The following is a 22,945-nucleotide window of genomic DNA, read 5'->3' on the forward strand; positions in this document are numbered from 1 at the left end:
ACGATGCCGGTCTCCGTACAGATGCCCCAGCTCGGCGAGAGCGTGACCGAGGGCACCGTAACCCGTTGGCTGAAGAAGGAGGGCGAGCGCGTCGAGGCTGACGAGCCGCTCCTCGAAGTGTCGACCGACAAGGTCGACACCGAGATCCCGTCGCCGTCCGCGGGCGTCCTCACCAAGATCGTGGTGGCCGAGGACGAGACGGTCGAGGTCGGGGCCGAGCTCGCCGTCATCGACGAGAACGGCCAGGCGGGCGCCACCGCGTCGGCTCCCGAGGCGGCCCCGGCCGCCGAGCCGGCTCCGCAGCCCGAGCCTGAGCCCGAGCCCGCACCGGCTCCTCCCGCCTCTTCGATCCCGCAGCCGGCTCCGGCGCAGCCCGCCCCGGCTCCCGCACCGGCTCCGCAGCCCGCCCCGCAGGCGCCCGCGCCTGAGCGGCAGGCGCCGGCCGCCGAGCCCACACCGATCCCGTCGGGCGACAGCCCTTACGTGACGCCGCTGGTGCGCAAGCTCGCCAACGAGCACGGGGTCGACCTCGACTCGATCACGGGCACCGGCGTCGGCGGCCGCATCCGCAAGCAGGACGTGCTCGAGGCGGCCAAGACGCAGCGCGAGAAGGCCGCCCAGGCCACGCAGGCGCCCGCCGCCGCCCAGCCCGCCGCCGCTCCCGCTCCCGCGGCCCAGGCTCCGGCCGCCGCCGCGGCGCCCGAGCCGGTGGAGGTCGACACGACGCTGCGCGGCCGCACCGAGAAGATGTCGCGCCTGCGCCAGACGATGTCCAAGCGGCTGGTCGAGTCGCTGCAGACGGCGGCGCAGCTCACCACGGTGGTCGAGGTCGACGTCACCAAGATCGCGCGGCTGCGCGAGCAGGCGAAGGCCGACTTCGTCCGCCGCGAGGGCGTCAAGCTGTCGTTCATGCCGTTCTTCGAGATGGCGGCCATCGAGGCGCTCAAGCAGCACCCGAAGCTCAATGCGACCATCAACAACGAGACCATGGAGGTCACCTACTTCGACGTCGAGCACCTGGGGATCGCGGTCGACACCGAGCGCGGCCTGATCGCGGCGGTCATCAAGAACGCCGGCGACCTCAACCTCGCCGGGCTCGCCCGCAAGACGGCCGACCTGGCCGAGCGCACGCGCGCCAACAAGGTGACCCCGGACGAGATCACCGGCGGCACGTTCACGCTGACCAACACCGGCAGCCGGGGCGCCCTGTTCGACACGCCGATCCTCAACCAGCCGCAGGTGGGCATGCTCGGCACCGGCGCCGTCGTGAAGCGGCCCGTGGTGATCGACACGCCTGAGGGCGAGGCCATCTCCGTGCGGTCGATGGTCTACCTCGCGCTGACCTACGACCACCGGCTGGTGGACGGCGCCGACGCGGCGCGCTTCCTGACGACGGTCAAGCGCCGTCTCGAGGAGGGCCGCTTCGAGGCCCAGCTCGGGCTCGCGTAGACGCAGGGTTGTCGTGACGCCGGGCGGTCCTCACGGGCCGCCCGGCGTCCGCGTGCAGGCCCTGCCCTCGCGACGACCGGTACGCCGGGCCCGTGCGGGCCGCACGCAGCGTCCCCCGGCGGGCACGACGTCGCACGGCCCGGGACGGGCGCGCGGCGTGGCCCCCGTGCCGGGCGCGGGGTCGGGGCAACACGGCTGAAGTGGTGGCGCGCCGCCGGCAAGGCCGCGGCGTACATTGGGATGATGGCGATCATCGTGACGGGGGCGTCGGGGCTGCTCGGCTCGGCGCTGGTCGAGGCGCTGCGGGCCGAGGGCCGGGAGGTCGTCAGGCTGGTACGCCGGGAGCCCCGCGGAGCCGGTGAGGCGTACTGGCAGCCGCGGGAGCAGGTGATCGACCTGGCCGCGCTCGAGGGCGCCGACGGCGTGGTCCATCTCGCCGGGGCGTCGATCGGCGACCGGCGGTGGAGCGAGGCGTACAAGCGGGAACTGGTCGCCAGCCGGGTGGAGGGCACCCGGGTGCTCGTCGACGCCCTGCGGGAGTTGGAGGCGCCGCCCAGGGTGCTCCTGTCGGCGTCCGGGGTCGACTTCTACGGCGACACCGGGGATCGGGTCATCGACGAGAGCCAGGGCCGGGGCGAGGGTTTCCTGGCGGACCTGTGCGCGGCATGGGAGGGCGAGGCGGAGCGGGCCGGGGAGGCGGGGGTCAGGACCGCGTTCGCGCGTACGGGGCTCGTGCTGAGCCGCCGGGGCGGGGCGCTGGGAAGGATGTTGCCGATCTTCAGGCTGGGGCTGGGGGCGCCGCTCGGGTCGGGGAAGCAGTACTGGTCGTGGATCAGCGTGGACGACTGGGTGGGCGCCGCTCTCCATGTCCTGAAAAATCAGGACATGGTGGGCCCGGTCAATTTCACCTCGCCCTCCCCCGTCACCAACGCCGAGTTCACAAGGACGCTCGGGAAAGCCCTGCGCAGAAGCACGATGCCGCTCCCCGTGCCGGCGTTCGCGCTGTCCGCGGGGCTCGGTGAGTTCGCCCGCGAGGCGCTCCTCCCCGGCCACCGGGTCCTGCCGGCGAAGCTGTCCGACTCCGGCCACCGCTTCGCGCATACCAGCCTCGGTGAGGCGCTCAGCGCCGTACTCTAGGATGCCGTTCCACTACTTTCTGCACGTCGGGAGATTCTTGACATGAGCAGGTCAGGACAGTCGCACATCCTCGCCATCGGCGGTGGATCGTTCCGCCCGAGCAACCGCTACAGCTTCATCGAGGCGAGCCCGCTGCTGCGCTACGGCCTCGACCTGACCGGACAGGACCGCCCGAAGCTCGGCCTGGTCGCCACGGCGCTCGGCGACTCCAGCGACTGGCTGCTGAAGATGTACGGCGCCTTCGCCGGGTGGGACGTCGAGCTGAGCCATCTGACGGTGTTCCCGATGCCCAACGTGCCCGATCCCCGGGCCTGGATGCTCGAACAGGACATGATCTACGTCAGCGGCGGCAGCGTCGCCAACCTCATGGCGTTGTGGCGGCTGCACGGCCTGGACGAGGCGTTCGGCGAGGCGTGGCAGGCGGGCGTGGTGCTGTCCGGGCAGAGCGCGGGCGCGTTGTGCTGGCACGTCGGGGGCAACACCGACTCCTTCGGCCCGGAGCTGCAGGTGTGGGCCGAGGGCATGGCCCTGCTGCCCTACTCGTGCGGCGTCCACTACGACTCCGACCCGCAGCGCCGCGAGCTGCTGCAGAAGTCGGTGGCCGACGGCGAGCTGCCCGGCGGATACGCCGCCGACGAGGGCGTCGGGCTGCATTACGTGGGCACCGAGTTCATCCAGGCCGTGACCGTCGAGCCGGGCGGCTACGCCTACAAGCTCGAGCACGACGGCGCCAGCGGGGTCAAGGAGGTCAGGATCGAGCCACGGTTGCTGACCCCCTGATTACCCTTCGAAGGTAAGGGAACGGCACAATAGGCTCATGCGCCCCATCCACGGGGACGATCCCCACGCACTCGCCATCGTCCGCCTTGGTGTCGACGTCCCCTACGAGCAGGCCTGGTCGCTGCAGCGCTGGGTGCACGACAAGCGGGTCGCCGGCGAGCTGACCGACACCGTCCTGTTCCTGGAGCACGCGCCGGTCTACACCGCGGGCAAGCGCACCGCCCCGCATGAGCGACCCGCCGACGGCACCCCGGTCATCGACGTCGACCGGGGCGGCCGGCTCACCTGGCACGGCCCCGGGCAGCTCGTCGCCTACCCCATCGTCGCGATCACCGACGTGGTCGCCTACGCCTGCCGCCTGGAAGACGTGATGATCCAGATCTGCGCCGACTTCGGCGTCGCGGCCAGGCGCGTGCGGGGACGCGGCGGCGTCTGGGCGGCCGGCGAACCCAGCCTCGGCCTGCCCGACCGCCAGCTCGGCGCGGTCGGGTTGCGCGTCACGCGCGGCGTCACCATGCACGGCTTCGCCCTCAACTGCGCCAACGACCCGCGCTGGTTCAACCGCATCACGCCGTGCGGCATCCCCGGCGTGGGCGTCTCCTCGCTGTCGGCGGAGACAGGCCGTCGCATCGTGGTCGAGGAGGTCATGCCGATCGCGGAGAAGCGGCTGGCCGAAGCGCTCGGCATGGAGCCGTACGACCTGCACGAGGAGGATCTCCTCCGCCGGTGACCGTACCGGCACCTGACCATGCCGGAAACCGGCCTGTGCTGCGCGTGTGACGTCCGTCCTCCTCGCGCTCGGGGCGCACCCGCCGCCGTACGCCGCCGCGGAGCGGGTGGACGTCAGGCGGGTCCGGCCTGGTCACGTGGGCGCGTACGCCCCCTCGGACAGCGCGGGTCGCGGGAGACGTAAGCTGAGAACGTGACCGTTGCTCCTGAAGGCCGAAAGCTCCTCCGCCTGGAGGTGCGCAACGCCGAAACCCCTATCGAGCGCAAGCCCCCGTGGATCAAGACCAAGCTGAAGACGGGCCCCGAATACACCGAGCTCAAGTCGCTGGTGCGCCGGGAGGGTCTGCACACGGTCTGTGAAGAGGCGGGCTGTCCCAATATCTACGAGTGCTGGGAGGACCGCGAGGCCACCTTCCTCATCGGCGGCGACCAGTGCACGCGCCGCTGCGACTTCTGCCAGATCGACACGGGCAAACCCAAGGAATACGACCGCGACGAGCCCCGCAGGGTGGCCGAGTCCGTCCAGCAGATGGGCCTGCGCTACGCCACCGTCACGGGAGTGGCCCGCGACGACCTGCCCGACGGCGGCGCCTGGCTCTACGCCGAGACCGCGCGCCAGATCCACGCGCTGCTGCCCGGCTGCGGCGTCGAGCTGCTGGTGCCCGACTTCAACGGCAACCCCGACCAGCTGGAGGAGGTCTTCTCCAGCCGGCCCGAGGTGTTCGCGCACAACGTCGAGACGGTACCGCGGATCTTCAAGCGCATCCGCCCGGCCTTCCGCTACGACCGCTCGCTCGGGGTGATCACGACGGCCCGCGAGGCCGGGATGGTCACCAAGTCCAACCTGATCCTGGGCATGGGCGAGACGCGCGAGGAGATCACCGAGGCCATGCGCGACCTCCACGCGGCCGGCACCGACCTGCTGACGATCACCCAGTACCTCCGGCCGACGCCGCGCCACCACCCGGTGGAGCGGTGGGTCAAGCCGGAGGAGTTCGTCGAGCTGCAGGCCGAGGCCGAGGCCATCGGGTTCGCCGGAGTGTTGTCCGGGCCGCTGGTCCGCTCGTCCTACCGGGCGGGCAGGCTCTACAAGCAGGCCATCGAGGCGCGCCAGACCGCTTGAGCGGATGGCAGGGCCCCGGGCGCGCGCCCGGGGCTCTTGCGTGTCCGCCCTGCCGTATCCGCCCTGCCGTATCCGCCCTGCCGAGTCAGCCCTGCCGAGTCAGCCCTGCCGTATCAGCCCTGCCGTATCCGCCGGCGTTAGCATGGCCAGGGCCGCCGACAGGAGGATGACGGGCATGGCCGTTCTGATCCGGACCAGCGACTTACCCGCCAAGAGCCGCCACGACGCCTGGCGGGCTCTCGTGTGTGACACGCTCGGCCCGCTCGACCTGCGCATCGACCCCGACGCCCCGCTGCGGGGCGAGATCGAGCTCGGCCAGCTCGGCTCCGTGGGCGTCGGCAGGGTCCGCACCTCCACGCCGCACAGCGTTCACCGCACCCCCGGCCTGATCCGCCGCGACAACCCCGACGTCTACCGGGTCGTGCTGGCCGTGTCAGGCAGCCCGCGGATCTCCCAGGACGGCCGGGCCGCCCAGCTCCGCCGCGACGAGTTCGCCATCTACGACTTCACCCGCCCGTACGAGCTGGCCTACGACGGGGCGGTGCAGCTCGCGGTGTTCAGCCTGCCGCACGACCTGCTCGCCCTGCCTCCCGGCGCCATGTCCGAGCTGACGGCGCTGCCCATTACGGCGGAGACGGGCGCCGCCGCGCTCGCCGCCCCGCTGCTGCGCAGGGTGGCGTTCGACCTCGAGAGCTACCAGCCGGCCAGCGCCGCCAGGCTGGCGACCGTGGTACTCGACCTGATCGGCACCGCCGTCGCCGAGCGGATGGAGCAGGCCCGGACCCTGGCGCCCGACACGCGCCGGCGCACGCTGCTGCTGCGCGTCCGCGCCTTCATCGAGGAGCGCCTCGGCCAGGCCGACCTCGACCCGGCCACCGTCGCCGCCGCCCACCACATCTCCGTGCGCTATCTGCACCGGTTGTTCGAGCAGGAGCACACGACGGTGGCCTCCTACATCCGCCAGCGCCGCCTGGAGCGCTGCCGGGCCGACCTGGCCGACGCCGCGATGCGCGACCTGTCCGTGAGCAGCGTCGGAGCCAGATGGGGGTTGCCCGACTCGGCGCATTTCAGCAGGTTGTTCCGGCGCGCGTACGGGATGCCGCCCGCGGAGTACCGCCGCGCCGGGGCGCCCTGAGCACCCTGCGTGCCGGCGCGCCCTGAGCACCCTGCGTGCCGGCACGTTTCTGGGCACAGTGCGCTGAACGTCAAGTCGCCTGGCGTCCAGATCCAAGACCCGGGAGCCGCCGGTCGGCAGACTCATGGGTGTTCCTCCCCAACGGCGAAAGGCCTCGGACATGCAGCTTTTTGTGAACCTCCCGGTCAAGGATCTGGAGCGGTCGAAGGAGTTCTTCACCGGCCTCGGCTTCCAGCTGTTCGGCGCGTCCCCCGACATGGCGTCGGTGATCATCAGTGCGGAGGCGCAGGTCATGCTGCTCACGGAGCCGGTGTTCGCCCAGTACATCACCAAGGACATCGGCGACGCCGCCAAGACCACCGAGTCGATCCTGGTGCTCGGCGTGGAGAGCCCGGCGCAGGTGGACGAGCTGGTGGACAAGGCGCTGGCGCTCGGCGCCACGCCCGCGGGCGTGCAGCCCGACGACGGTTTCCGCTACCAGCGCGGCTTCGCCGACCTCGACGGCCACCACTGGGAGGCGCTGTGCCTGATCCAGCCCGCCGGTTGAGCGGCAAGGCGACCTCGGCGGACGGCACCGCCATCGCCTTCGACCGGTACGGTTCGGGACCGGCCCTCGTCCTGGTCAACGGAGCCTTCACCGACAGGGGGCACGCCACGCTGGCGAGCGTGGCGGCCGCCCTGGCCCCGTGGTTCACGGTCGTGAACTACGACCGCAGGGGCCGCGGCGACAGCGGCGACACCGGGCCGTACGCCGTCGAGCGGGAGGTCGAGGATCTGGCCGCGGTCGTCGATGCGGCGGGCGGCACGGCCATGGTGTTCGGCGGCTCGTCGGGGGCCGCGCTGGCGATCGAGGCGGCGGCCGTGAACCCGGCGATCTCGAAGCTGGCCCTGTGGGAGCCGCCGTACCACGTGGACGACAGCGCGCCCCCGCTGCCGGACGACTTCGCGGCGCAGCTCGACGCTCTGGTGCGGGCGGGCAGGCGGGGCGAGGCGGTGGAGCGGTTCATGGTGGAGGCCGCCGAGGCGCCGCCCGAGGCCGTCGCCGCGATGCGCGCGCTGCCGTCCTGGGTGCCGATGGAGGCGGTCGCGCACACCCTCGCTTACGAGGCGGCCGTGATGGGGCCGGGCAACCGGCTGCCCGCCGGCCGGCTGGCGGCGCTCACGCAGCCGGCGCTCGTGCTCACCGGCGATGCCGGCCCCGCGTGGATGGCTCGGGCGGGGCAGGCGGTGGCGGCGGCGGTGCCCGGGGCGGTGCACCGCGTGCTGGAGGGCCAGGCGCACAACGTGGCGCCGGAGGCGCTGGTGCCCGAGCTGCTGGAGTTCTTCGTCACCGCGTGAGGACGAGCGGCGAGCGTGCGGCCGCAGAAGGTCACGATCCAGCCTGGAAGCGAAAACGGGCGGCCACGTTTTCCATCCGGCACCAGTTGGTTTGTATCCTTCTGAGCATGGCAAAGTCCGAGGACCCAGAGAAGCCGGGGCGCATCAAACAGCTCCGCATGATCGCGAAGATCATCAAGCAGGCCAATCCCAAGGGGATGCCGATCGTCTTCCTCTCGGCGGTGGGCACGCTGGCCGTGGTCGTCGTGATCGGCCTGGTCACGGACTACTTGTGGTATTCGGTGTTCATCGGCGTGCTGGCCGCGTTCACCGTCGGCCTGGTGGTTTTCGGGCAGCTGGCGCAGAAGGCCCAATACTCGATCCTGCACGGCCAGACGGGCGCCGCGGCGGCGGTGCTGCAGGGCATGCGGGGCAACTGGCAGGTCACCCCGGCCATCGCGGTCAACCGCGACCAGGACCTGATCCATCTCGTGGTCGGCTATCCGGGCGTCGTGCTGGTGTCCGAGGGGCCGGGCAACCGGGTGGCGAAGATGCTGGCGGCCGAGAAGAAGCGGGTCGCGCGGGTGGTGCTGGGCGTCGAGATCTACGACATCCAGTGCGGTGACGGCGAAGGGCAGGTGCCGATCAGCAAGCTGCAGCGCCACATCATGAAGCTGCCGCGCAACCTGAAGAAGCCCTCGGTCAACGAGGTCAAAGACCGGTTGCGGTCGCTGCCGAAGAACATGCCGATGCCCAAGGGGCCGATGCCCAAGGGCGCCCGCATGCCGCGCGGCCCCAAGATGCGCTAGTGCCGTCGGTCTCGTCGCGGGCCAGTCGCGGCTGGTGGGACGGCAACGCCGACGACTACCAGGTCGAGCACGGCGGCTTCCTGCGTGACAGCGGCTTCGTGTGGTGTCCGGAAGGCGTGGACGAGGCCGAGGCGCACCTCCTCGGGGAGGTGCGCGGCCGGCGCGTGCTCGAGATCGGCTGCGGGGCGGCGCAGTGCGCCAGGTGGCTGGTGTCGCAGGGGGCCGAGGTCGCCGCGTTCGACATCGCCCACCGCCAGTTGCTCCACGCCAGGCGCATCGACCTCGACACCGGCCTGCGCGTTCCCGTGCTGCAGGCCGACGCCGAGTCGCTGCCGTTCGCCGGGGCCTCCTTCGACCTGGCCTGCTCGGCGTACGGGGCGCTGCCGTTCGTGGCCGATCCCCTCGCCGTGTTCCGCGAGGTGCGCCGGGTGCTCAGGCCGGGCGGCCGGTTCGTGTTCTCGGCGAGCCATCCCGTCAGGTGGGCGTTCCCCGATGATCCGGGGCCCCGCGGCCTGACGTCCGACCGGCCCTATTTCGACCGGTCCCCCTACGTGGAGCACGACGAGCACGGCAACGTGACGTACGTCGAGCATCACCGCACGATGGGCGACTGGGTGAATCTGCTGGTGACGTCGGGGTTGACCGTCACCGGGCTGCTGGAGCCCGAATGGCCCGAGGGGCACGAGCGGGTGTGGGGTGGCTGGAGCCCGCTGCGCGGCCGTCACCTCCCGGGCACGGCCATCTTCAGCTGCTCGCGTACCTAGCGGCCATGGCGTGGAAGACCTCCTTGGGCTCCCACCTCTTCTCGTCGAGCATCCTGACCACGCCGTAGGAACCGAGGTCGGCGTCGCCGGTCCTGTTGTAGGCGGCGAAGGTGAACCACAGGGCGGTCTCGACGCCCTCCTGCTCGAAGACGTCCATCAGTTCGGTGAAATAGCGGACCTGCTCCCCCTCGTCGCGCACCGCGCCTTCCGGCACCACCCACGCCGAGCCGCCGCGCTCGCCCGCCCCCTGGTAGGGGCAGGTGCCGAACTCGGTGACCGCGACCGGCTTGCCCTGCTTGAAGTGCGCGCGCAGCTCGTCGGTGAAGTCGTGGGCGTTGTACGCCGCACGGTAGGCGTCCACGCCCGCCACGTCGAACGGCGCCCAGTCGACCGGCTCCCACGGCCCGGAGGCGTAGCTCAGCCGGCCTCCGAACAGCGGCCGCACGGTCTCGGCCACCGTCGCCAGGTAGGCGTTGAAGCGCGGCATGACCTGCATGAGCGTCGTCCACCACGGCACGTCGCCGGTCATCATCGCGTCGAGCCGGTCGCGGTAGGCCGCGCCTTCGATGAAGCCGTGGCCGAAGGCGGTGATCTCGCAGCCGGTGACCAGCACCACGTCGCCGCCGGCGCGGCGCAGGGCCTCGGCACGCTCGGCCGACTCGGCGAAGAGCGCCGACATCTCGTCCTCCGTCAGGTCAACGGGGAAGGGGGTGAACCAGACCTCCAGTCCGGCCGCGACCGCGCGTTCGGCGGCGGCGGTGATGCGCCCGGGGTCGCGGCCGGAGATGCGGACCGAGTCGCAGTGCAGGTCGCGGGCGATGGTGCGCATGTCGCGCTCGACGTCTTCGAGGTCGAACGACCTGCGGCTCAGATCGTCGCCCGGGAGGAACCCGGTGTCATAGTTGATGCCCCTTTTCATGCTTCTCCTCTTCCGTGTATGTCAGCCCGTGCTCCAGAAGGTCGAAGGCCACTTCGACGTCTCCGGCCAGCTGCCTGGCCGCCTCCTCCAGCGGCGCGCCCGCGGCGAGCCGATGGAAGAAGGTCTCCTGGAGGGTGGTGATGGCGGCGGTGATCTGCGCGGCCGTCAGGTGCGCCGTCAGATCGGGCTCCCGACCGCCGGCGAGGGCGGCGGCCAGCTCGTGGCGCTGGCTCATCTGGGCTCCGTACACCGCGGCAAGCAGGGCGGGGCTGGACGAGATCACGCGGATCCTGGTGATCAGCGTCTCGACGTCCATGTCTTTCGCGACCGGTGCGGCAGTCGCCCGGTAGTGCGCGCGCAGGGCCTCGATCGGCGAGCATCCTTCGGGGCGGCCGGTCACGACGGCGGCCAGGTCGTCCTTGACCCCGTCGGTGACCAGGCACTCCTTGGTGGGGAAATAGCTGAACAATGTCACCTTGGCGACCCCGGCCGCCTCGGCGATCTCGTTGACGGTCACCTGGTCGTAACCGCGCTCGTCGAACAGCCGCAGCGCCACCTGAAAGATGCGCCGGCGCGTCTGCTCCTTCTTCCGCTCCCTGAGCCCCGCCATCATCATGCGGGCAGCATAAACCATACCGGGTACAATTCCGAACCCGGTATGGTTTTTATCCGCTCACATGCGGACGACCATCGTGTTGGACACGCGGTCGTGCACCCCTCGGTGGTCACGGTCCCAGATCAGGGCCGGCAGGGCCAGGGCGAGCAGCACGGTGCGCACCAGCACGGGCAGCAACCGCGGATCGCCGCCGTCCATGGCGGCGACCCTGATGCCCGCCAGGCGGTGCCCGAACGTCTGCCCCATGAGCCCGACCAGGATCAGGTATTGCACGGCGAAGGCGAGCGCCGGCGCCCACGGCGACTCCGCCGGGTTCATCCGGAACAGCAACTGCACGACGACCCACGTGCAGATCATCCAGTCGATGACGAGCGCGGCGATCCTGCGGCCCCACCCGGCGATCGACCCGCTGCCCTCCTCGGGCAGCCCGAGGCGCTCCCCCGGATATCCGAGATCGACCCCGGCGGAGCGGAGCCCGCCCAGCCACGTCTGCGTCCACCGAGGTTCCTTGCCGCTCATGGAGTCAACGGTAGCCGCCCGGTGCGGCGGTCCGCTTCGTGACCCGTTCGCGTCGCGGAGCCGCCATCCTGGACGCCGTGCCACACGACGATGGCCTTGACGATGCCACCGCACGCCGTCGGCCCCGCCTGGTACACGATGGCCACCCTCACGATGCTGATCGCCGCCGGGTGCGTGATCGCCAACCATCGCCCCCGGCCTGCCCGGCTCCTCGGGAGCGCTGATCGAGAATGCCATGCCGGTGGACCCGCTCGACCCGTTCGCGGGCTCGCCGGCCGAGCACCACGCCGAGGGGATCGACGGCTTCGTCCTGCCCGGGCCGAAGGCGCTGGGCGGGCTGTCGGAGGAGGACGTCGCCAAGGGCCTGGAGCGGACGCGCGCTGCTGGCCACCGCCCACCTCGACAGGAAGACGCTGCTCGGCGACGACCCGGCCGCCCTCGTCAAGCTGCTGCACCGGGAGCAGCGCGAGTGGTTCACGCACAAGGGCCCCGGAAAGCGCCGGGCCGCCAGGAGCCTCGTCGACAGCTTCGCCCCGAAGGCGGCCGAGCTCGCCACCGGCGCGATCAAGGTGCAGGGCGAGGCGGCGCTGGGCACGTACGAGGAGGATGGGTGGCGCGGCGCCGACGTGAAGCTCAGCCACCTGATCGTGTACGCGGTGCACCGCCCAGGACAGCCCGCGACCGAGGACGCCCCGTCCGGCGACGGAGGTGTGAGGCGTCGCAGCCCACGTGACTCCGCGTAACACGTGCGAAACAATCGAGACACCGGACGGAAACGGCCAAGCCCTAGCGTCGGCATGATGGCCAGTCCCCAGGGAGGTTCGAGAGTGTTCAACTCCGCCGACGACGTCCTGAAGTTCATCAGTGACGAAGGGGTGCAGTTCGTCGATGTCAGGTTCACCGACCTGCCGGGGACGACTCACCACTTCACCTTCCCGGTAGAGAACTTCAGTGCGAGCGTCTTCACCGACGGGCTCATGTTCGACGGATCGTCGATCCGTGGATTCCAGGCGATCCACGAGTCCGACATGCTGCTGCTGCCCGACCCGGCCAGCGCCGTGGTCGACCCGTTCCGCCAGCACAAGACGCTGAACATCAACTTCTTCGTGCACGACCCGCTGACCGGCGAGGCCTACAGCCGTGACCCGCGCAACGTCGCGCGCAAGGCCGAGGAATATCTCAAGGGCACCGGCATCGCCGACACGGTCTATTTCGGCCCCGAGGCCGAGTTCTACATCTTCGACGACGTGCGCTTCGAGACGCGGCAGAACGCCGGCTACTACTACATCGACTCCATCGAGGGCGCCTGGAACACCGGCAAGGCCACCGAGGGCGGCAACCTCGGTTACAAGCCGCGTTACAAGGGCGGCTATTTCCCGGTGCCGCCGATGGACCACTTCACCGACCTGCGCTCCGAGATGGTGCGCAACCTCATCGAGTGCGGCATCGAGGTCGAGATGCAGCACCACGAGGTCGGCACGGCCGGTCAGGCGGAGATCGACTTCAAGTTCGGCACGCTGCTCAAGACCGCCGACAACCTGATGCTGTACAAGTACATCATCAAGAGCACGGCACTCGAATACGGCCACACGGTCACGTTCATGCCCAAGCCGATCTTCGGTGACAACGGCTCCGGCATGCACTGCCACCAGTCGCTGTGGAAGGACGGCTCGCCGCTCTTCTACGACGAGGTCGGCTACGCGGGCCTGTCCGACACCGCCCGCTACTACATCGGCGGCCTGCTCAAGCACGCGCCGTCGCTGCTGGCCTTCACCAACCCGACGGTCAACTCCTACCACCGTCTGGTGCCCGGCTACGAGGCCCCGGTCAACCTGGTCTACTCCCAGCGCAACCGCTCGGCGTGCGTCCGGATCCCGATCACGGGCTCCAACCCGAAGGCCAAGCGCATCGAGTTCCGGGTGCCCGACCCGTCGTGCAACCCTTACTTCGCGTTCTCGGCGATGCTGATGGCCGGCGTCGACGGCATCCGCAACAAGATCGAGCCGCCGGAGCCGGTCGACAAGGACCTCTACGAGCTCCCGCCGGAGGAGGCCCGCCAGGTGCCGCAGGTGCCGGGCTCGCTCACCGACGTGCTCAACGCGCTGGAGGACGACCACGACTACCTTCTCGAGGGCGGCGTGTTCACGCCCGACCTGATCGAGACGTGGGTGGCGTACAAGCGCGAGAACGAGGTCGACCCGATCCGGCTGCGCCCGCACCCGCACGAGTTCGAGCTCTACTACGACGTGTGACGGCGCGGTTCCCCGGCTCCGGAGATCTTCCCTTGGAACGGTCGCCGAGCTGGGAGAACCTTTCCGTCCCTGCTCGTGTTCTCCGTCCTTTCCCGTCCTCCGGCGGAACAGGACCTGAACGGAACGGAACGGCCCGGCATCGAAGCGCGATGCCGGGCCGTTCCCGCACCTGGAAAGGGGGCCCGCCAATCGTGGCCCCTTGACGCCCGCACACCCGGGTCGTAGGGTGCGTCGTCAGCAGGCGCAGGTGGCGGAGCCTGCCGGGGCGGTCAGCGGGTCAGGGGCACGTCTCTCCGAGCCGGTCGCGGTGCCGACGGGAAACCCCTCGCGGATCCAGTACTCTATGCCGCCGATCATCTCTTTGACGCGGTAGCCGAGCAGGGCGAGGGCGAGTGCCGCCCGGGTGGCGCCGTCGCAGCCCGGCCCCCAGCAGTAGGTGATCACCGGCACCGCGGGGTCGAGCAGGCCTGCGGCGCGGTCCGGGATGAGGGCGGTGGGCAGGTGTACGGCGCCCGGCACGTGGCCCTGCCTCCAGCCGTCGGCGGACCGCGAGTCGACCAGCACGAACGCCGGGTCTCCTGACTCGAGGGAGGCGTGAACGTCAGAGACGTCGGCCTGGAAGGTGAGGCGGGCGGTGAAGAAGGCGGCGGCGTCCGCCGGAGCCGCAGGCGGCACCCGCAGGGCCGGACTCGTGAATGTGGTGGTCATGACCCACGACACTATGAACCCTGACCGCGCGCCGGAAGCGGTGACCAACGGAGTTTTCCCCAAACGACCATGGATTTCATGGTAATCGTCGCATATGGCCGATGTTTCCCTCGACGAGACAGACATGCGCATCCTCGAAGCCCTGCAGCACGACGGGCGGGCCAGCTACGCCGAACTGGCTCGGATCGTGTCCATGTCGGCCAGCGCCGTCACCGAACGAGTCCGGCGGCTGGAGGAGACAGGCGTGATCAGCGGCTATTCCGCCGTCGTTGATCCTGAACGCCTCGGGCTCGGCATCCTGGCCTTCGTCCGGCTGCGCTATCCCACCGGCAACTACCGGCCGTTCCACGACCTGATCGCCACCACACCCGAGATCATGGAGGCCCACCACGTGACCGGCGAGGACTGCTTCGTCCTGAAGGTCGTCGCCAGTTCCATGCGCCACCTCGAACACATCACCGGCCGGATCTCCGCACTGGGCTCCGTCACGACCAGCGTCGTCTACTCCAGTCCCCTCCACAGCCGCGCCGTCACCACGACCGCCACCACCTGGTCATCGTCCACTCGTCGCACCTAGTGGAGATTTCGGCAACGGATTCCGGCCGTCTCCGGTCACTGGCCGCCGGGAGGTGGGACGGCGCGAGAAAGGCCATCGGCTACTTCGCCGATGGCCTTTCCCGCGCGCCCTCGCTGTGCGCCTCAACTCGTGGAACCAGGCGCCGGACCGGCCATGCTCGCCGGACCGGGAGCCGGACCGGCAGCCGGACCGGGAGCCGGACCGGCCGTGCTCGGGGAACCGAGCCCGGCCGCGTCGACGGCCTCCTGAGCGGCGTGCTCGCTGCCTCGGAAGTCACGAGCCATCGCCGTGATGCCCTCGCCGGTCAGCCGGAGGTTGCCGTCCAGATGTGCGCAGGCCTGCTGGAGCAGATCGGTCAGCCCGTCCATGGCCATGCCCACGGCGCTGCCTCCCCATGCCGTCTCCCCGGTGCCGCGCACGGCCGCGAACAGGGCCTGGGTGCGCTGCTGGAACTCGGTTGAGACGTCCTGGAGGTGTCGCCCCGCTGCTTCCAGCGACTTCTGGTCGAATCGAATGCCGGCACTCATCTCTCAGCTCCTACGAGGCCTCCCGGTTCGATCGGCGACTGTACCAGCAACGGGTGACATCCGGCCGTGGTGTCAGTCGCCCTCGCGGTCACCACCCGGTGAGATCACCATCTGTCGGCCACCACTCGTCGTGGTCGTTGTCGAAGCCGTCGGGCTCGAAGTCGCGGTGGTCGAAGTCACGGTGATCGAAGTCGCGGTGGTCGAAGTCGTCGCGCTTGATGTCCTCCTTCTTGACGTCTTCCTTCTTGACCTCCTCCGGCTTGACGACCTTGACCTTGACGTCCCGCTCGTCGTGGTGGCGGCGGTGCTTGTTCTTGTTGCGGTTGAGGTTGTGGACAATGATGTCGATCTTCGGCGGGTGCCAGTGCGGGCTGCGCAGGATCGGCTTCTCCCTAGGGACGTGCCTCGGCTTCGAGACGTGCCGTACCGGTGCGGACGGCGGGCCCCCGGCCTCGACGGCGACGTAGCCCGCGCTCGCGCTGGCCACCCCCTGGCCCACTGGAAGGAACATGACACCGGCGACAGCGCCGGCCAGAGCTAGTACCGCGAACCGCCCATGGCGCGGCGTCCGCGATTGCCGACTTCTAGTATTCACGCGCTCGTTTCCATTCATGGATAGATCAGCCGAAACCAGGCACCCACCTCGGGTGCTCAGACGGAAGCAGACGTACCCATGCACATATTCTCAGCTACCTCTATAAACCCAAACGTCCCGTCAAAACCCAAACGTCCAATAATGATCTGGGCATCATTTACCGGTTTCGAGGCATATTCCTAGGATTTAGCGTCGGACGCGCCCGCGCGGGATCTCAGAACGTGAAGCGCGGCGACGAGGCGGTCAGGAGGACGGGTTCCGGAGTCGCCCGCCAGAGGGCGCGCACTTCACCGGCCAGTCCGGCGGTGAGCGCCTCGATGTCCGCGCGGGCCGTGCCGTGCAGGGCCTCCGCGACGATCAGGACGTCGGTCGTGGTGTCGCGCACGGCCGAGTGGCCGCTCTGGCGGTTGGTCCAGCGGCGGGCGTGCGCCATCGCGGCGGCGTCGGCGAAGACGACCTCACCGGCCGGCGGACGCTCCGTCTCGCCGGAGAAGGTCACGTACGTCTCATCGCCCGCCGCGTAGCGGACCTCGACGTAGGAGGAGATCCGGGAGACGTCGAAGACGGCCACCGGGACCGCGTACGCGAGGGACACCGCGTTGCACAGGTCGATCAGCGGGTGCAGCCGCGGCAGCGCGCCCTCCTTCCTGAAGCGGCGCAGCAGCGACTCCGACGCGCAGCGGTACTGCGTCGGCTTCAGACCCATCGCCGAGAACGCCCGGCGCCACGCCCTGATCTCCGGCAACTCGCCCTCGGAGGCAGTGGCCAGGCGCTTGGCGGCGATCTCGCCGTAGTGCGCGAGCCGGTCGTCCACGCGGACGTCCTCGGTGACGCCGGTCACGGACATCACCCCCGGGACGAGCTCGGGAAAGTCGCGCCAGATGTCGGTCGAATGCTGGAAGTGCACGGTCACCTCGTCGTCGCGGCCAGGGAGAACGGGCCGATCACTGTACCCGCATCCCGGTGCGGGAACGCGGGAGGCGCGACGCGGACGCGCCGGACGGACGCGCGCGGCCGAGGCCGTCCCACCGCTCGCCAGCACCACCCGTCAGCACCACTCCCCAGCACCACCCGCCAGCGCCGCTCGCCAGCGCTCAGCAGGGCGGCTCGGCAGGGCGGCTGGTCAGGGGATGGGGAGCGCGGCGAGGAGGTCGGGCAGGCGGCCGGTGGCGGCGGCCACCCGCAGCACGTCCTGGTATTCGCGCCAGTGCACGATCCGCCCGTCGCGGACCCTGAGCACGCCGATGAAGGGCGCCGACACGCGCTCCTCCGTTCCCGGCAGGACGGCTTCCAGTTCGTACTCGACGATGATCGTGTCGGGGTCGGCGGTGTCGTGCACGGTGACCTCGCCCAGCTCCAGCCGCACCGGCAGCGCGGCCCGGCCGGCGCGGGCGAGTTCCAGGAACCGCTCGCGCCCTCCACGGGACTCCTTCCACCCAACTAAGATGAGTCATCACTCATGATGGTTCGAAAATAATGAGTCAGCACTCATGTTGTCAACGGGAGCTCAGCCCATGACCCAGCTGCGCGCCGACGCCCGGCGCAACCGCGAACGCATCCTCACCGCCGCCGAGTCCGTCTTCGCCGAGCGCGGCGTGTCCGCCTCGACGGAGGAGGTGGCCGCGCGGGCGGGGGTGGCGATCGGGACCGTGTTCCGGCACTTCCCCACGAAGCACGACCTGCTCGCCGCGATCGTGAAGCGGCTGCTCGCACAGCTGGCCGAGCGGGCGGAAGCGCTCGCGGAGGACGGTGATCCGGAGACGGCGTTGTTCGCGTTCTTCACGCACGTGGTGGAGGAGGCCGCGGCGCGCAGGACCGTGGCCGAGCTGCTGGCGGGCGGCGGCATGGAGGTGCGGGTCGGCGAGCCGCTGGAGCGGCTGCGCCGGCCGGTCGGCACGCTGCTGGAGCGCGCTCAGCGGGCCGGGGCGGTCAGGCGGGGGGTACGGCTGGACGAGGTGATGGCCCTGCTCGCGGCGACCTCGCAGGCGGCCCTGCTGGCCGGCTGGACCCCCGACCTGCGGGACCGCACGCTGGAGATCATCTTCAACGGGTGTCGCGCCTGAGCCGGTAGAGGACGTGGCGGCGCAGCGGGCTGTTCTCGGGGACCTTCGGGTGGTCGAAGTCCTCGGCCGGGTCGCGGGTCATGCCGAGGCGCTCCATCACGGCGCGCGAGCGCACGTTGCGCACGGCCGTCATGGAGATGATGGCGTCGAGCCCCGCCTCGGCGAACGCGTACGCGGCGGCCCGCCTGGCCGCCTCGGTGGCGTAGCCGTGCCCCCACGCCGGGCGGGCCAGCCGCCAGCCGATCTCCACGGCGGGCAGGAAGGGAGCGTCGAACGTCTGCGGCACCAGCCCGGCGAAGCCGATGAAGAGCCCGCTCTCGCGCACCTCCAGCGCCCACAGCCCGTAGCCGTGCCGGTCGAAGCCCCGCTCGATCCGGTCGACCATGGTGTCGCTCTGCTCCCGGGTGAGGGTCGCGGGGAAGTGCTCCATCACCTCGGGGTCGGCGTTCATGGCCGCGAAGGGCGCCAGGTCCGTGTCGCGCCACCGGCGCATGATCAGCCGCTCGGTCTCCACGCGGATCAGAGTACCCGGCTCAGGAACGCCTTCGTCCGCGGGCTGGCCGGGCGGTCGAGCACGTCCGCCGGGGCGCCCGACTCGACCACGACGCCGTCGTCCATGAACACCACCCGGTCGGCCACCTCCCGCGCGAACCCGACCTCGTGGGTCACCACGATCATGGTCAGGCCGTCCTCCGCCAGGCCCTTCATCACCGCGAGCACCTCGCCGACGAGCTCGGGGTCGAGGGCGCTGGTCGGCTCGTCGAACAACATCAGCTTGGGCCGCATCGCCAGCGCACGGGCGATGGCGACGCGCTGCTGCTGCCCTCCGGACAGCTGACGGGGGTAGGCGTCCGCCTTCTCCTCCAGCCCGACGCGGCGCAGCAGCGCGTGCGCGCGCTCCCTGGCCTGGCCGCGGGGTTCGCCGCGGACGCCGACGGGTGCCTCGATGACGTTCTGCACCACGGTGAAGTGCGGGAAGAGGTTGAACTGCTGGAAGACCATGCCGATCTCCCTGCGCTGGCGGGTGATCTCCCGCCGGCGCAGGTGCCGCACCCGGCCTCCGGACGCCTCGAACCCGATCAGCTCCCCGTCGACGTGGATGGAGCCGCCGTCGATGGTCTCCAGGTGGTTGACGCAGCGCAGGAACGTCGACTTGCCCGATCCGGACGGTCCCAGGACGACCACGACCTCGCCCTGCCGCACCTCCAGGTCGATGCCCTTGAGCACCTCGAGGTGACCGAAGTGTTTGCGCACGCCGCGGGCGCGGACCATGGGGATCGTCACGAGGGCACCTCCGGGGTCGGGCGGCGGCGGAAGGTCAGGAACGACCAGAAACTCTGCGGGGCGTTCCTGGTGGCGCCGCGCGCGTAGTGGCGCTCGATGAACGACTGGCCGACGTACAGGATCGAGGTGATCACCAGGTACCAGACGCAGGCGACGATCAGCAGCGGGATGGTCTGGAACGTACGGTTGTAGATGGACTGCACGGTGTAGAGCAGGTCGGCCAGCGCGATGACGCTGACCAGCGACGTGGCCTTCAGCATGCTGATGACCTGGCTGCCGGTGGGCGGGATGATGAAGCGCATCGCCTGGGGCAGCACGATCCTGCGGAAGGTCCTGGCGCCGCCTATGCCGAGCGCGGAGGCGGCCTCGGTCTGGCCGTGGTCCACCGACATGAGACCGCCGCGGATGATCTCCGCCATGTAGGCGCCCTCGTTCAGGCCGAGGCCGAGGATGGCGGCGAGCAGCGGCGTGATGAGCACGTTGGTGTCGGCGCTGACGAACTCGGGCCCGAACGGGATGCCGAACGAGATCTCCGGCAGCAGGTACGACAGGTTGTACCAGAGCACGAGCTGCACCAGCACCGGAGTGCCGCGGAAGAACCACACGTACAGGCCGCAGGCGGCCCGCGCGACCGGGTTCTCCGACAGCCGGCCGACGGCCAGGAGCACCCCGAGGACGACGCCCACGGCCATGGCGATCACGGTGAGCAGCAGCGTGGTGAAGATGCCCTGGCCGATGATCTGCGCGTTGACGTACCGGCCGACCACGTCCCACTGGAAGTTGGGGTTGGTGACCAGCAGGCTCACGAGCTGGGCGGCGAGCACGAGCAGGACGATCGAGGCGACCCAGCGCAGCGGGTGGCGGGTGCGGGCGGCGCCCGCGACGTCGACGTCGGGCAGGCTCATGACTTCGCCAGGTTCACGCCGGCCTGGTCGAGCTTGTTGTCGGACGTGCCCCACCTGTCCATGATCTCGTCGTAGGTGCCGTTGTCCATCAGCTTCTGGATGCCGTCCTTGAGCACGTCGCGCAGCGGCGAGTCCTTGGCCACGACGGCGCCCTGGTACAGGTCGTCGAATCCGTTGGACTGCCCCTTGCCGGCGAGTTCGAGCTTGCCGCCGGCCTGCTCCACGAAGTAGGTGAGCGGCGCCTGGGAGGAGAAGAACGCGTCGGCCCGTCCGGAGCTGACCGCCAGCACGGAGGTGGGCTGGTCCTTGTACGACTGGACGTTGATCTTCGGCTTGCCCTCCTTGACGCATGTCTGCGACTGGCCCTTGATCACGCTCTCGGCGGAGCCGCCGGCCATGACGGAGATCTTCAGCCCGCACGTGTCCGCCAGGGAGCCGATCTTCTTCGGGTTGCCCTTCAGCACGGCGAAGACCACGAACTCCTTGACCCAGTCGACGAAGTCGTTGGACTTCTGCCGGTCACGGAAGTCGCCGACGGGCCCGATGGCGAAGTCGTAGCGCCCGGAGGCGATGCCGGTGAGCGAGCTGGGCAGGCCGTCCACGGTGACGTGCTCGATCTTGACGCCGAGCAGTTGGCCGAGCGCCTCGGACATGTCGGCGGCGGCGCCGGTCAGCGACCTGCCGTCGGCTCCGGCGATCTCGTACGGGGGGAAGGAGCCGTTGTTCACCGAGACGAGCTTGCCCGCCTTCTTGGCCTTGTCGGGCAGCCGGTCGTACAGCGCCTGGTCCTTGGCCTGGGCGGCGGTCGTGCCCTTGGGCTGCTGGGAGTTCAGGACGCCTTCCGCCTCCTCGGGGTTGGCGCCGCATCCGGACAGCAGGAGAGCCGCGCCGAGCAGGGCGGCCGTCACGCCTCTGGGCGTCGTGTACCTAGACATGTCGCTCCAATCGTGGGTCGACGGCGAAGCGCCGGTTCTCGAGGACGGGCAGGGTGAGCCGGGCGTCTGCCAGCTCGCCGGCCGAGGCGTCGGCCCAGAGCATTCCCGGCGCGTCGCCGAGGCGGGCCCGGGTGATGCCGAGCGGGTCGACGACCATGCTGGCGCCGATGTTGCGCCGGCCGCACTCGCCGGAGGCGGCCACGTAGCAGGTGTTCTCCAGGGCGCGGGCGGTGACCATGACCTCCCAGTGCCATTCCTTGGCCGGTCCGCGCACCCACGCGGTCGGCAGCGCGATGATCTGGGCGCCCTGGTCGGCCAGGAGCCTGGCCATCTCGGGGAAGCGCACGTCGTAGCAGGTCATCATGCCGACCTTCCAGCCCGCGCAGTCGATCACGACGGGGGCGTTCGTGCCGGGGACGACGTTGTCGGACTCGCGCCGGCCGAAGGCGTCGTACAGGTGGAGCTTGGTGTAGGTGGCGACGAGCTCGCCGTCCCTGGCGGCGACCAGGACGTTGTACACGCGGCCGTCGCCGGCGGGGATGTGCACGCCGGCGATCACGGTGGTGGCGGAGCCGCGCGTGCGCTCGACCAGCCCGCTGACGAACGGCCCGTCCAGCGGCTGCGCGGCCTCCCTGATGCGGGCGGGCTCGTCGACGAAGAGCGCGAGCGATCCCTCGGGCAGCACGAGCAGCCCGGCGTCGCCCGCCAAGGCCTGGTCGATCAGGGCCTGGCAGGTCTTGAGGTTCTGGGTCCAGTCCGGCGCGGAGGCGAACTGTCCGACGGCGATTCTCATGGGGCGAAGACCTCCTCGGCTCCGATGCGACGGGATGAGATGCCCTGGGCGTGCAGCTCGGCGCAGAAGGCGGCGACCATGGCCGCGTTCGGGGCGGCGCCGTACGGCATCCAGTCGTGGCCGAAGGTCAGCGCCGTCGCGGTCAGGTCGGACAGCAGCCACGGCGTGGTGTCGGCGAGCAGCCGCCGCCGGGCCAGCCAGTGCCGCTTGGAGCGCTCGAACAGGTCCTGGACGGCCTGCGGCAGCCACGGGTGGCGCTCGACGCTCTCGCGCTTGAGCGTCACGAGGTGGATGCCGGGCACGAAACCGGTCTGCTCGTAGTAGGCGAGTTCGGCGGCGCGGTGGTCGGGCAGCAGGTGGCGCAGGCGGCTCCCGGGGGTGAAGAGCTCCGCGGGCATGAACGGCGTCATGATCGCGTCGAAGCGGCCGGCCGCGAGCCCTTCGGCGAGCCCTTCGTCCGTCAGCGAGACGTTGCCGGGGATCGGGACCGGGCCGGTCCTGTCCTTGCCGGTCTCGCCGGCGGCCAGCGGGCCGACCGTCCAGTCGATGCCGCCGAGGTCCACGCCCGCGGCTCTGAGCAGGGCCCGGGTCCAGGTGTTGCCCGAGTCGGGCCAGCCGGTGAGCCCGACGCAGGCGCCCTTGAGCTCCTCCAGCGAGGTCAGCTCGCTGTCGCGCCGGACCAGGACGCAGCGGTGCCGGAAACCGCGCATGACGAAGACGGGCAGGCCCACGAGCCGGTCGTCGCCGGCGGCGCGGCCGAGCACGTACCTGCTGAACGAGGTCTCGCCGCCGTCCAGGCCCGGCTCGCTCAGCACGTCGGGCGTGACGGCACGCGAGTCGAGGTCGAGGGCGAAACCCTCGGGCCTGACCGCCCCCGTCGCGACCGGCACGAGGTGGTCCCAGTCCCGCGCCGCCAGCCGAATCCGAATCTCGGCCACAAACCCCCCAAAAGACATTAGTTGCCCCGAATTGCGATGAACCATATGTTCAGGGAAAGGCCAACACAAGA

The 22,945-nt window shown here is 70.4% G+C and carries 28 protein-coding genes; 14 read left to right on the forward strand and 14 right to left on the reverse strand.

All coding sequences use genetic code 11. From position 1 onward, the window contains the following. Positions 1-3: 3 nt before the first annotated feature. The 10 genes from sucB (at position 4) to E1292_RS14530 (ending at position 9,243) form a co-directional block, all read left to right on the forward strand. Entirely contained in the window at positions 4-1,449 is a 1,446-nt protein-coding gene (gene sucB, locus E1292_RS14485) for a 2-oxoglutarate dehydrogenase, E2 component, dihydrolipoamide succinyltransferase (RefSeq protein ID WP_132595660.1), read from the forward strand. Positions 1,450-1,692: 243 nt separating this feature from the next. Beyond that, positions 1,693-2,586: a TIGR01777 family oxidoreductase gene (locus E1292_RS14490; protein ID WP_132595661.1), complete on the forward strand. Its 894-nt coding sequence runs from the start codon at positions 1,693-1,695 to the stop codon at positions 2,584-2,586. Between the two features lie 42 nt (positions 2,587-2,628). Continuing rightward, positions 2,629-3,366, forward strand: coding sequence for a Type 1 glutamine amidotransferase-like domain-containing protein (locus E1292_RS14495; protein WP_132595662.1), 738 nt, complete (start codon positions 2,629-2,631; stop codon positions 3,364-3,366). A 37-nt stretch (positions 3,367-3,403) separates the two neighbouring features. Further along, positions 3,404-4,096, forward strand: a complete 693-nt coding sequence (gene lipB / locus E1292_RS14500; protein ID WP_132595663.1) for a lipoyl(octanoyl) transferase LipB — start codon at positions 3,404-3,406, stop codon at positions 4,094-4,096. Between the two features lie 192 nt (positions 4,097-4,288). Further along, the gene (gene lipA, locus E1292_RS14505) at positions 4,289-5,218 is read left to right on the forward strand and encodes a lipoyl synthase (protein WP_132595664.1); all 930 of its coding nucleotides are present in this window, start codon (positions 4,289-4,291) and stop codon (positions 5,216-5,218) included. Between the two features lie 175 nt (positions 5,219-5,393). Beyond that, positions 5,394-6,353: an AraC-like ligand-binding domain-containing protein gene (locus E1292_RS14510; RefSeq protein ID WP_165974533.1), complete on the forward strand. Its 960-nt coding sequence runs from the start codon at positions 5,394-5,396 to the stop codon at positions 6,351-6,353. 160 nt (positions 6,354-6,513) lie between these two features. Next, positions 6,514-6,900 carry a VOC family protein gene (locus E1292_RS14515; RefSeq protein WP_132595666.1) on the forward strand — a complete coding sequence of 129 codons (387 nt, stop codon included), beginning with the start codon at positions 6,514-6,516 and terminating at the stop codon, positions 6,898-6,900. Continuing rightward, positions 6,876-7,691 (forward strand): alpha/beta fold hydrolase, encoded by an 816-nt coding sequence (locus E1292_RS14520; protein WP_132595667.1) that lies wholly within the window; start codon positions 6,876-6,878, stop codon positions 7,689-7,691. The genes E1292_RS14515 and E1292_RS14520 overlap by 25 nt, the downstream gene beginning before the upstream one ends. Before the next feature lie 107 nt (positions 7,692-7,798). Next, positions 7,799-8,479, forward strand: a complete 681-nt coding sequence (locus E1292_RS14525) for a DUF4191 domain-containing protein (protein WP_132595668.1) — start codon at positions 7,799-7,801, stop codon at positions 8,477-8,479. Next, a complete protein-coding gene (locus E1292_RS14530; RefSeq protein ID WP_132595669.1) occupies positions 8,479-9,243 on the forward strand; it encodes a class I SAM-dependent methyltransferase in 765 nt (254 codons plus the stop codon). The genes E1292_RS14525 and E1292_RS14530 overlap by 1 nt, the downstream gene beginning before the upstream one ends. Here the strand turns inward: E1292_RS14530 and E1292_RS14535 are convergent. Genes E1292_RS14535 through E1292_RS14545 form a run of 3 tightly spaced genes read right to left on the reverse strand, consistent with a single transcriptional unit; the run spans position 9,224 to position 11,297 of the window. Beyond that, positions 9,224-10,162, reverse strand: coding sequence for a glycoside hydrolase family 113 protein (locus E1292_RS14535; protein ID WP_132595670.1), 939 nt, complete (start codon positions 10,160-10,162; stop codon positions 9,224-9,226). The two genes, E1292_RS14530 and E1292_RS14535, sit on opposite strands and share 20 nt — an antisense overlap. Next, positions 10,140-10,778: a TetR/AcrR family transcriptional regulator gene (locus tag E1292_RS14540; RefSeq protein ID WP_246090115.1), complete on the reverse strand. Its 639-nt coding sequence runs from the start codon at positions 10,776-10,778 to the stop codon at positions 10,140-10,142. The genes E1292_RS14535 and E1292_RS14540 overlap by 23 nt, the downstream gene beginning before the upstream one ends. Before the next feature lie 57 nt (positions 10,779-10,835). Further along, on the reverse strand, positions 10,836-11,297 hold the full coding sequence (locus tag E1292_RS14545) for an RDD family protein (protein WP_132595671.1): 462 nt from the start codon (positions 11,295-11,297) through the stop codon (positions 10,836-10,838). Between the two features lie 230 nt (positions 11,298-11,527). Between E1292_RS14545 and E1292_RS14550 the strand changes: the two genes are divergently transcribed. Both E1292_RS14550 and glnA read left to right on the forward strand, forming a co-directional pair. After that, a complete protein-coding gene (locus E1292_RS14550; RefSeq protein ID WP_132595672.1) occupies positions 11,528-12,040 on the forward strand; it encodes a hypothetical protein in 513 nt (170 codons plus the stop codon). An 84-nt stretch (positions 12,041-12,124) separates the two neighbouring features. Next, on the forward strand, positions 12,125-13,549 hold the full coding sequence (glnA, locus tag E1292_RS14555) for a type I glutamate--ammonia ligase (protein ID WP_132595673.1): 1,425 nt from the start codon (positions 12,125-12,127) through the stop codon (positions 13,547-13,549). 234 nt (positions 13,550-13,783) lie between these two features. Here the strand turns inward: glnA and E1292_RS14560 are convergent, their stop codons facing one another. Continuing rightward, the gene (locus E1292_RS14560; protein ID WP_132595674.1) at positions 13,784-14,257 is read right to left on the reverse strand and encodes a rhodanese-like domain-containing protein; all 474 of its coding nucleotides are present in this window, start codon (positions 14,255-14,257) and stop codon (positions 13,784-13,786) included. A 94-nt stretch (positions 14,258-14,351) separates the two neighbouring features. Between E1292_RS14560 and E1292_RS14565 the strand changes: the two genes are divergently transcribed. Further along, positions 14,352-14,834 (forward strand): Lrp/AsnC family transcriptional regulator, encoded by a 483-nt coding sequence (locus E1292_RS14565; RefSeq protein ID WP_132595675.1) that lies wholly within the window; start codon positions 14,352-14,354, stop codon positions 14,832-14,834. A gap of 122 nt (positions 14,835-14,956) precedes the next feature. Here the strand turns inward: E1292_RS14565 and E1292_RS14570 are convergent, their stop codons facing one another. The 4 genes from E1292_RS14570 to E1292_RS14585 form a co-directional block, all read right to left on the reverse strand. Beyond that, the gene (locus E1292_RS14570; protein WP_132595676.1) at positions 14,957-15,361 is read right to left on the reverse strand and encodes a hypothetical protein; all 405 of its coding nucleotides are present in this window, start codon (positions 15,359-15,361) and stop codon (positions 14,957-14,959) included. An 88-nt stretch (positions 15,362-15,449) separates the two neighbouring features. Beyond that, a complete protein-coding gene (locus E1292_RS14575) occupies positions 15,450-15,872 on the reverse strand; it encodes a hypothetical protein (RefSeq protein WP_132595677.1) in 423 nt (140 codons plus the stop codon). A 298-nt stretch (positions 15,873-16,170) separates the two neighbouring features. After that, positions 16,171-16,863 carry a B3/B4 domain-containing protein gene (locus tag E1292_RS14580; protein ID WP_132595678.1) on the reverse strand — a complete coding sequence of 231 codons (693 nt, stop codon included), beginning with the start codon at positions 16,861-16,863 and terminating at the stop codon, positions 16,171-16,173. Between the two features lie 216 nt (positions 16,864-17,079). Next, the gene (locus tag E1292_RS14585; RefSeq protein ID WP_132595679.1) at positions 17,080-17,403 is read right to left on the reverse strand and encodes a nuclear transport factor 2 family protein; all 324 of its coding nucleotides are present in this window, start codon (positions 17,401-17,403) and stop codon (positions 17,080-17,082) included. 67 nt (positions 17,404-17,470) lie between these two features. On the opposite strand from E1292_RS14585, the gene E1292_RS14590 reads away from it, so the two are divergent. Next, entirely contained in the window at positions 17,471-18,019 is a 549-nt protein-coding gene (locus tag E1292_RS14590) for a TetR/AcrR family transcriptional regulator (RefSeq protein ID WP_132595680.1), read from the forward strand. Here E1292_RS14590 and E1292_RS14595 read toward each other — a convergent pair. From E1292_RS14595 to E1292_RS14620, 6 genes are read right to left on the reverse strand one after another with little or no spacing between them, the layout of a single operon-like run. Continuing rightward, the gene (locus E1292_RS14595) at positions 18,000-18,533 is read right to left on the reverse strand and encodes a GNAT family N-acetyltransferase (RefSeq protein ID WP_246090117.1); all 534 of its coding nucleotides are present in this window, start codon (positions 18,531-18,533) and stop codon (positions 18,000-18,002) included. The two genes, E1292_RS14590 and E1292_RS14595, sit on opposite strands and share 20 nt — an antisense overlap. 5 nt (positions 18,534-18,538) lie before the next feature. Continuing rightward, on the reverse strand, positions 18,539-19,291 hold the full coding sequence (locus tag E1292_RS14600) for an amino acid ABC transporter ATP-binding protein (protein ID WP_132595707.1): 753 nt from the start codon (positions 19,289-19,291) through the stop codon (positions 18,539-18,541). Between the two features lie 8 nt (positions 19,292-19,299). After that, positions 19,300-20,208, reverse strand: a complete 909-nt coding sequence (locus tag E1292_RS14605) for an amino acid ABC transporter permease (RefSeq protein ID WP_132595681.1) — start codon at positions 20,206-20,208, stop codon at positions 19,300-19,302. Next, positions 20,205-21,143, reverse strand: a complete 939-nt coding sequence (locus E1292_RS14610) for an ABC transporter substrate-binding protein (protein ID WP_132595682.1) — start codon at positions 21,141-21,143, stop codon at positions 20,205-20,207. The genes E1292_RS14605 and E1292_RS14610 overlap by 4 nt, the downstream gene beginning before the upstream one ends. Beyond that, the gene (locus E1292_RS14615; RefSeq protein ID WP_132595683.1) at positions 21,136-21,936 is read right to left on the reverse strand and encodes a deaminated glutathione amidase; all 801 of its coding nucleotides are present in this window, start codon (positions 21,934-21,936) and stop codon (positions 21,136-21,138) included. The genes E1292_RS14610 and E1292_RS14615 overlap by 8 nt, the downstream gene beginning before the upstream one ends. Then, positions 21,933-22,874 carry a substrate-binding domain-containing protein gene (locus E1292_RS14620; protein ID WP_132595684.1) on the reverse strand — a complete coding sequence of 314 codons (942 nt, stop codon included), beginning with the start codon at positions 22,872-22,874 and terminating at the stop codon, positions 21,933-21,935. The genes E1292_RS14615 and E1292_RS14620 overlap by 4 nt, the downstream gene beginning before the upstream one ends. Positions 22,875-22,945: the final 71 nt, after the last annotated feature.

It is taken from the genome of Nonomuraea deserti, assembly GCF_004348685.1.
Taxonomy (GTDB): domain Bacteria; phylum Actinomycetota; class Actinomycetes; order Streptosporangiales; family Streptosporangiaceae; genus Nonomuraea; species Nonomuraea deserti.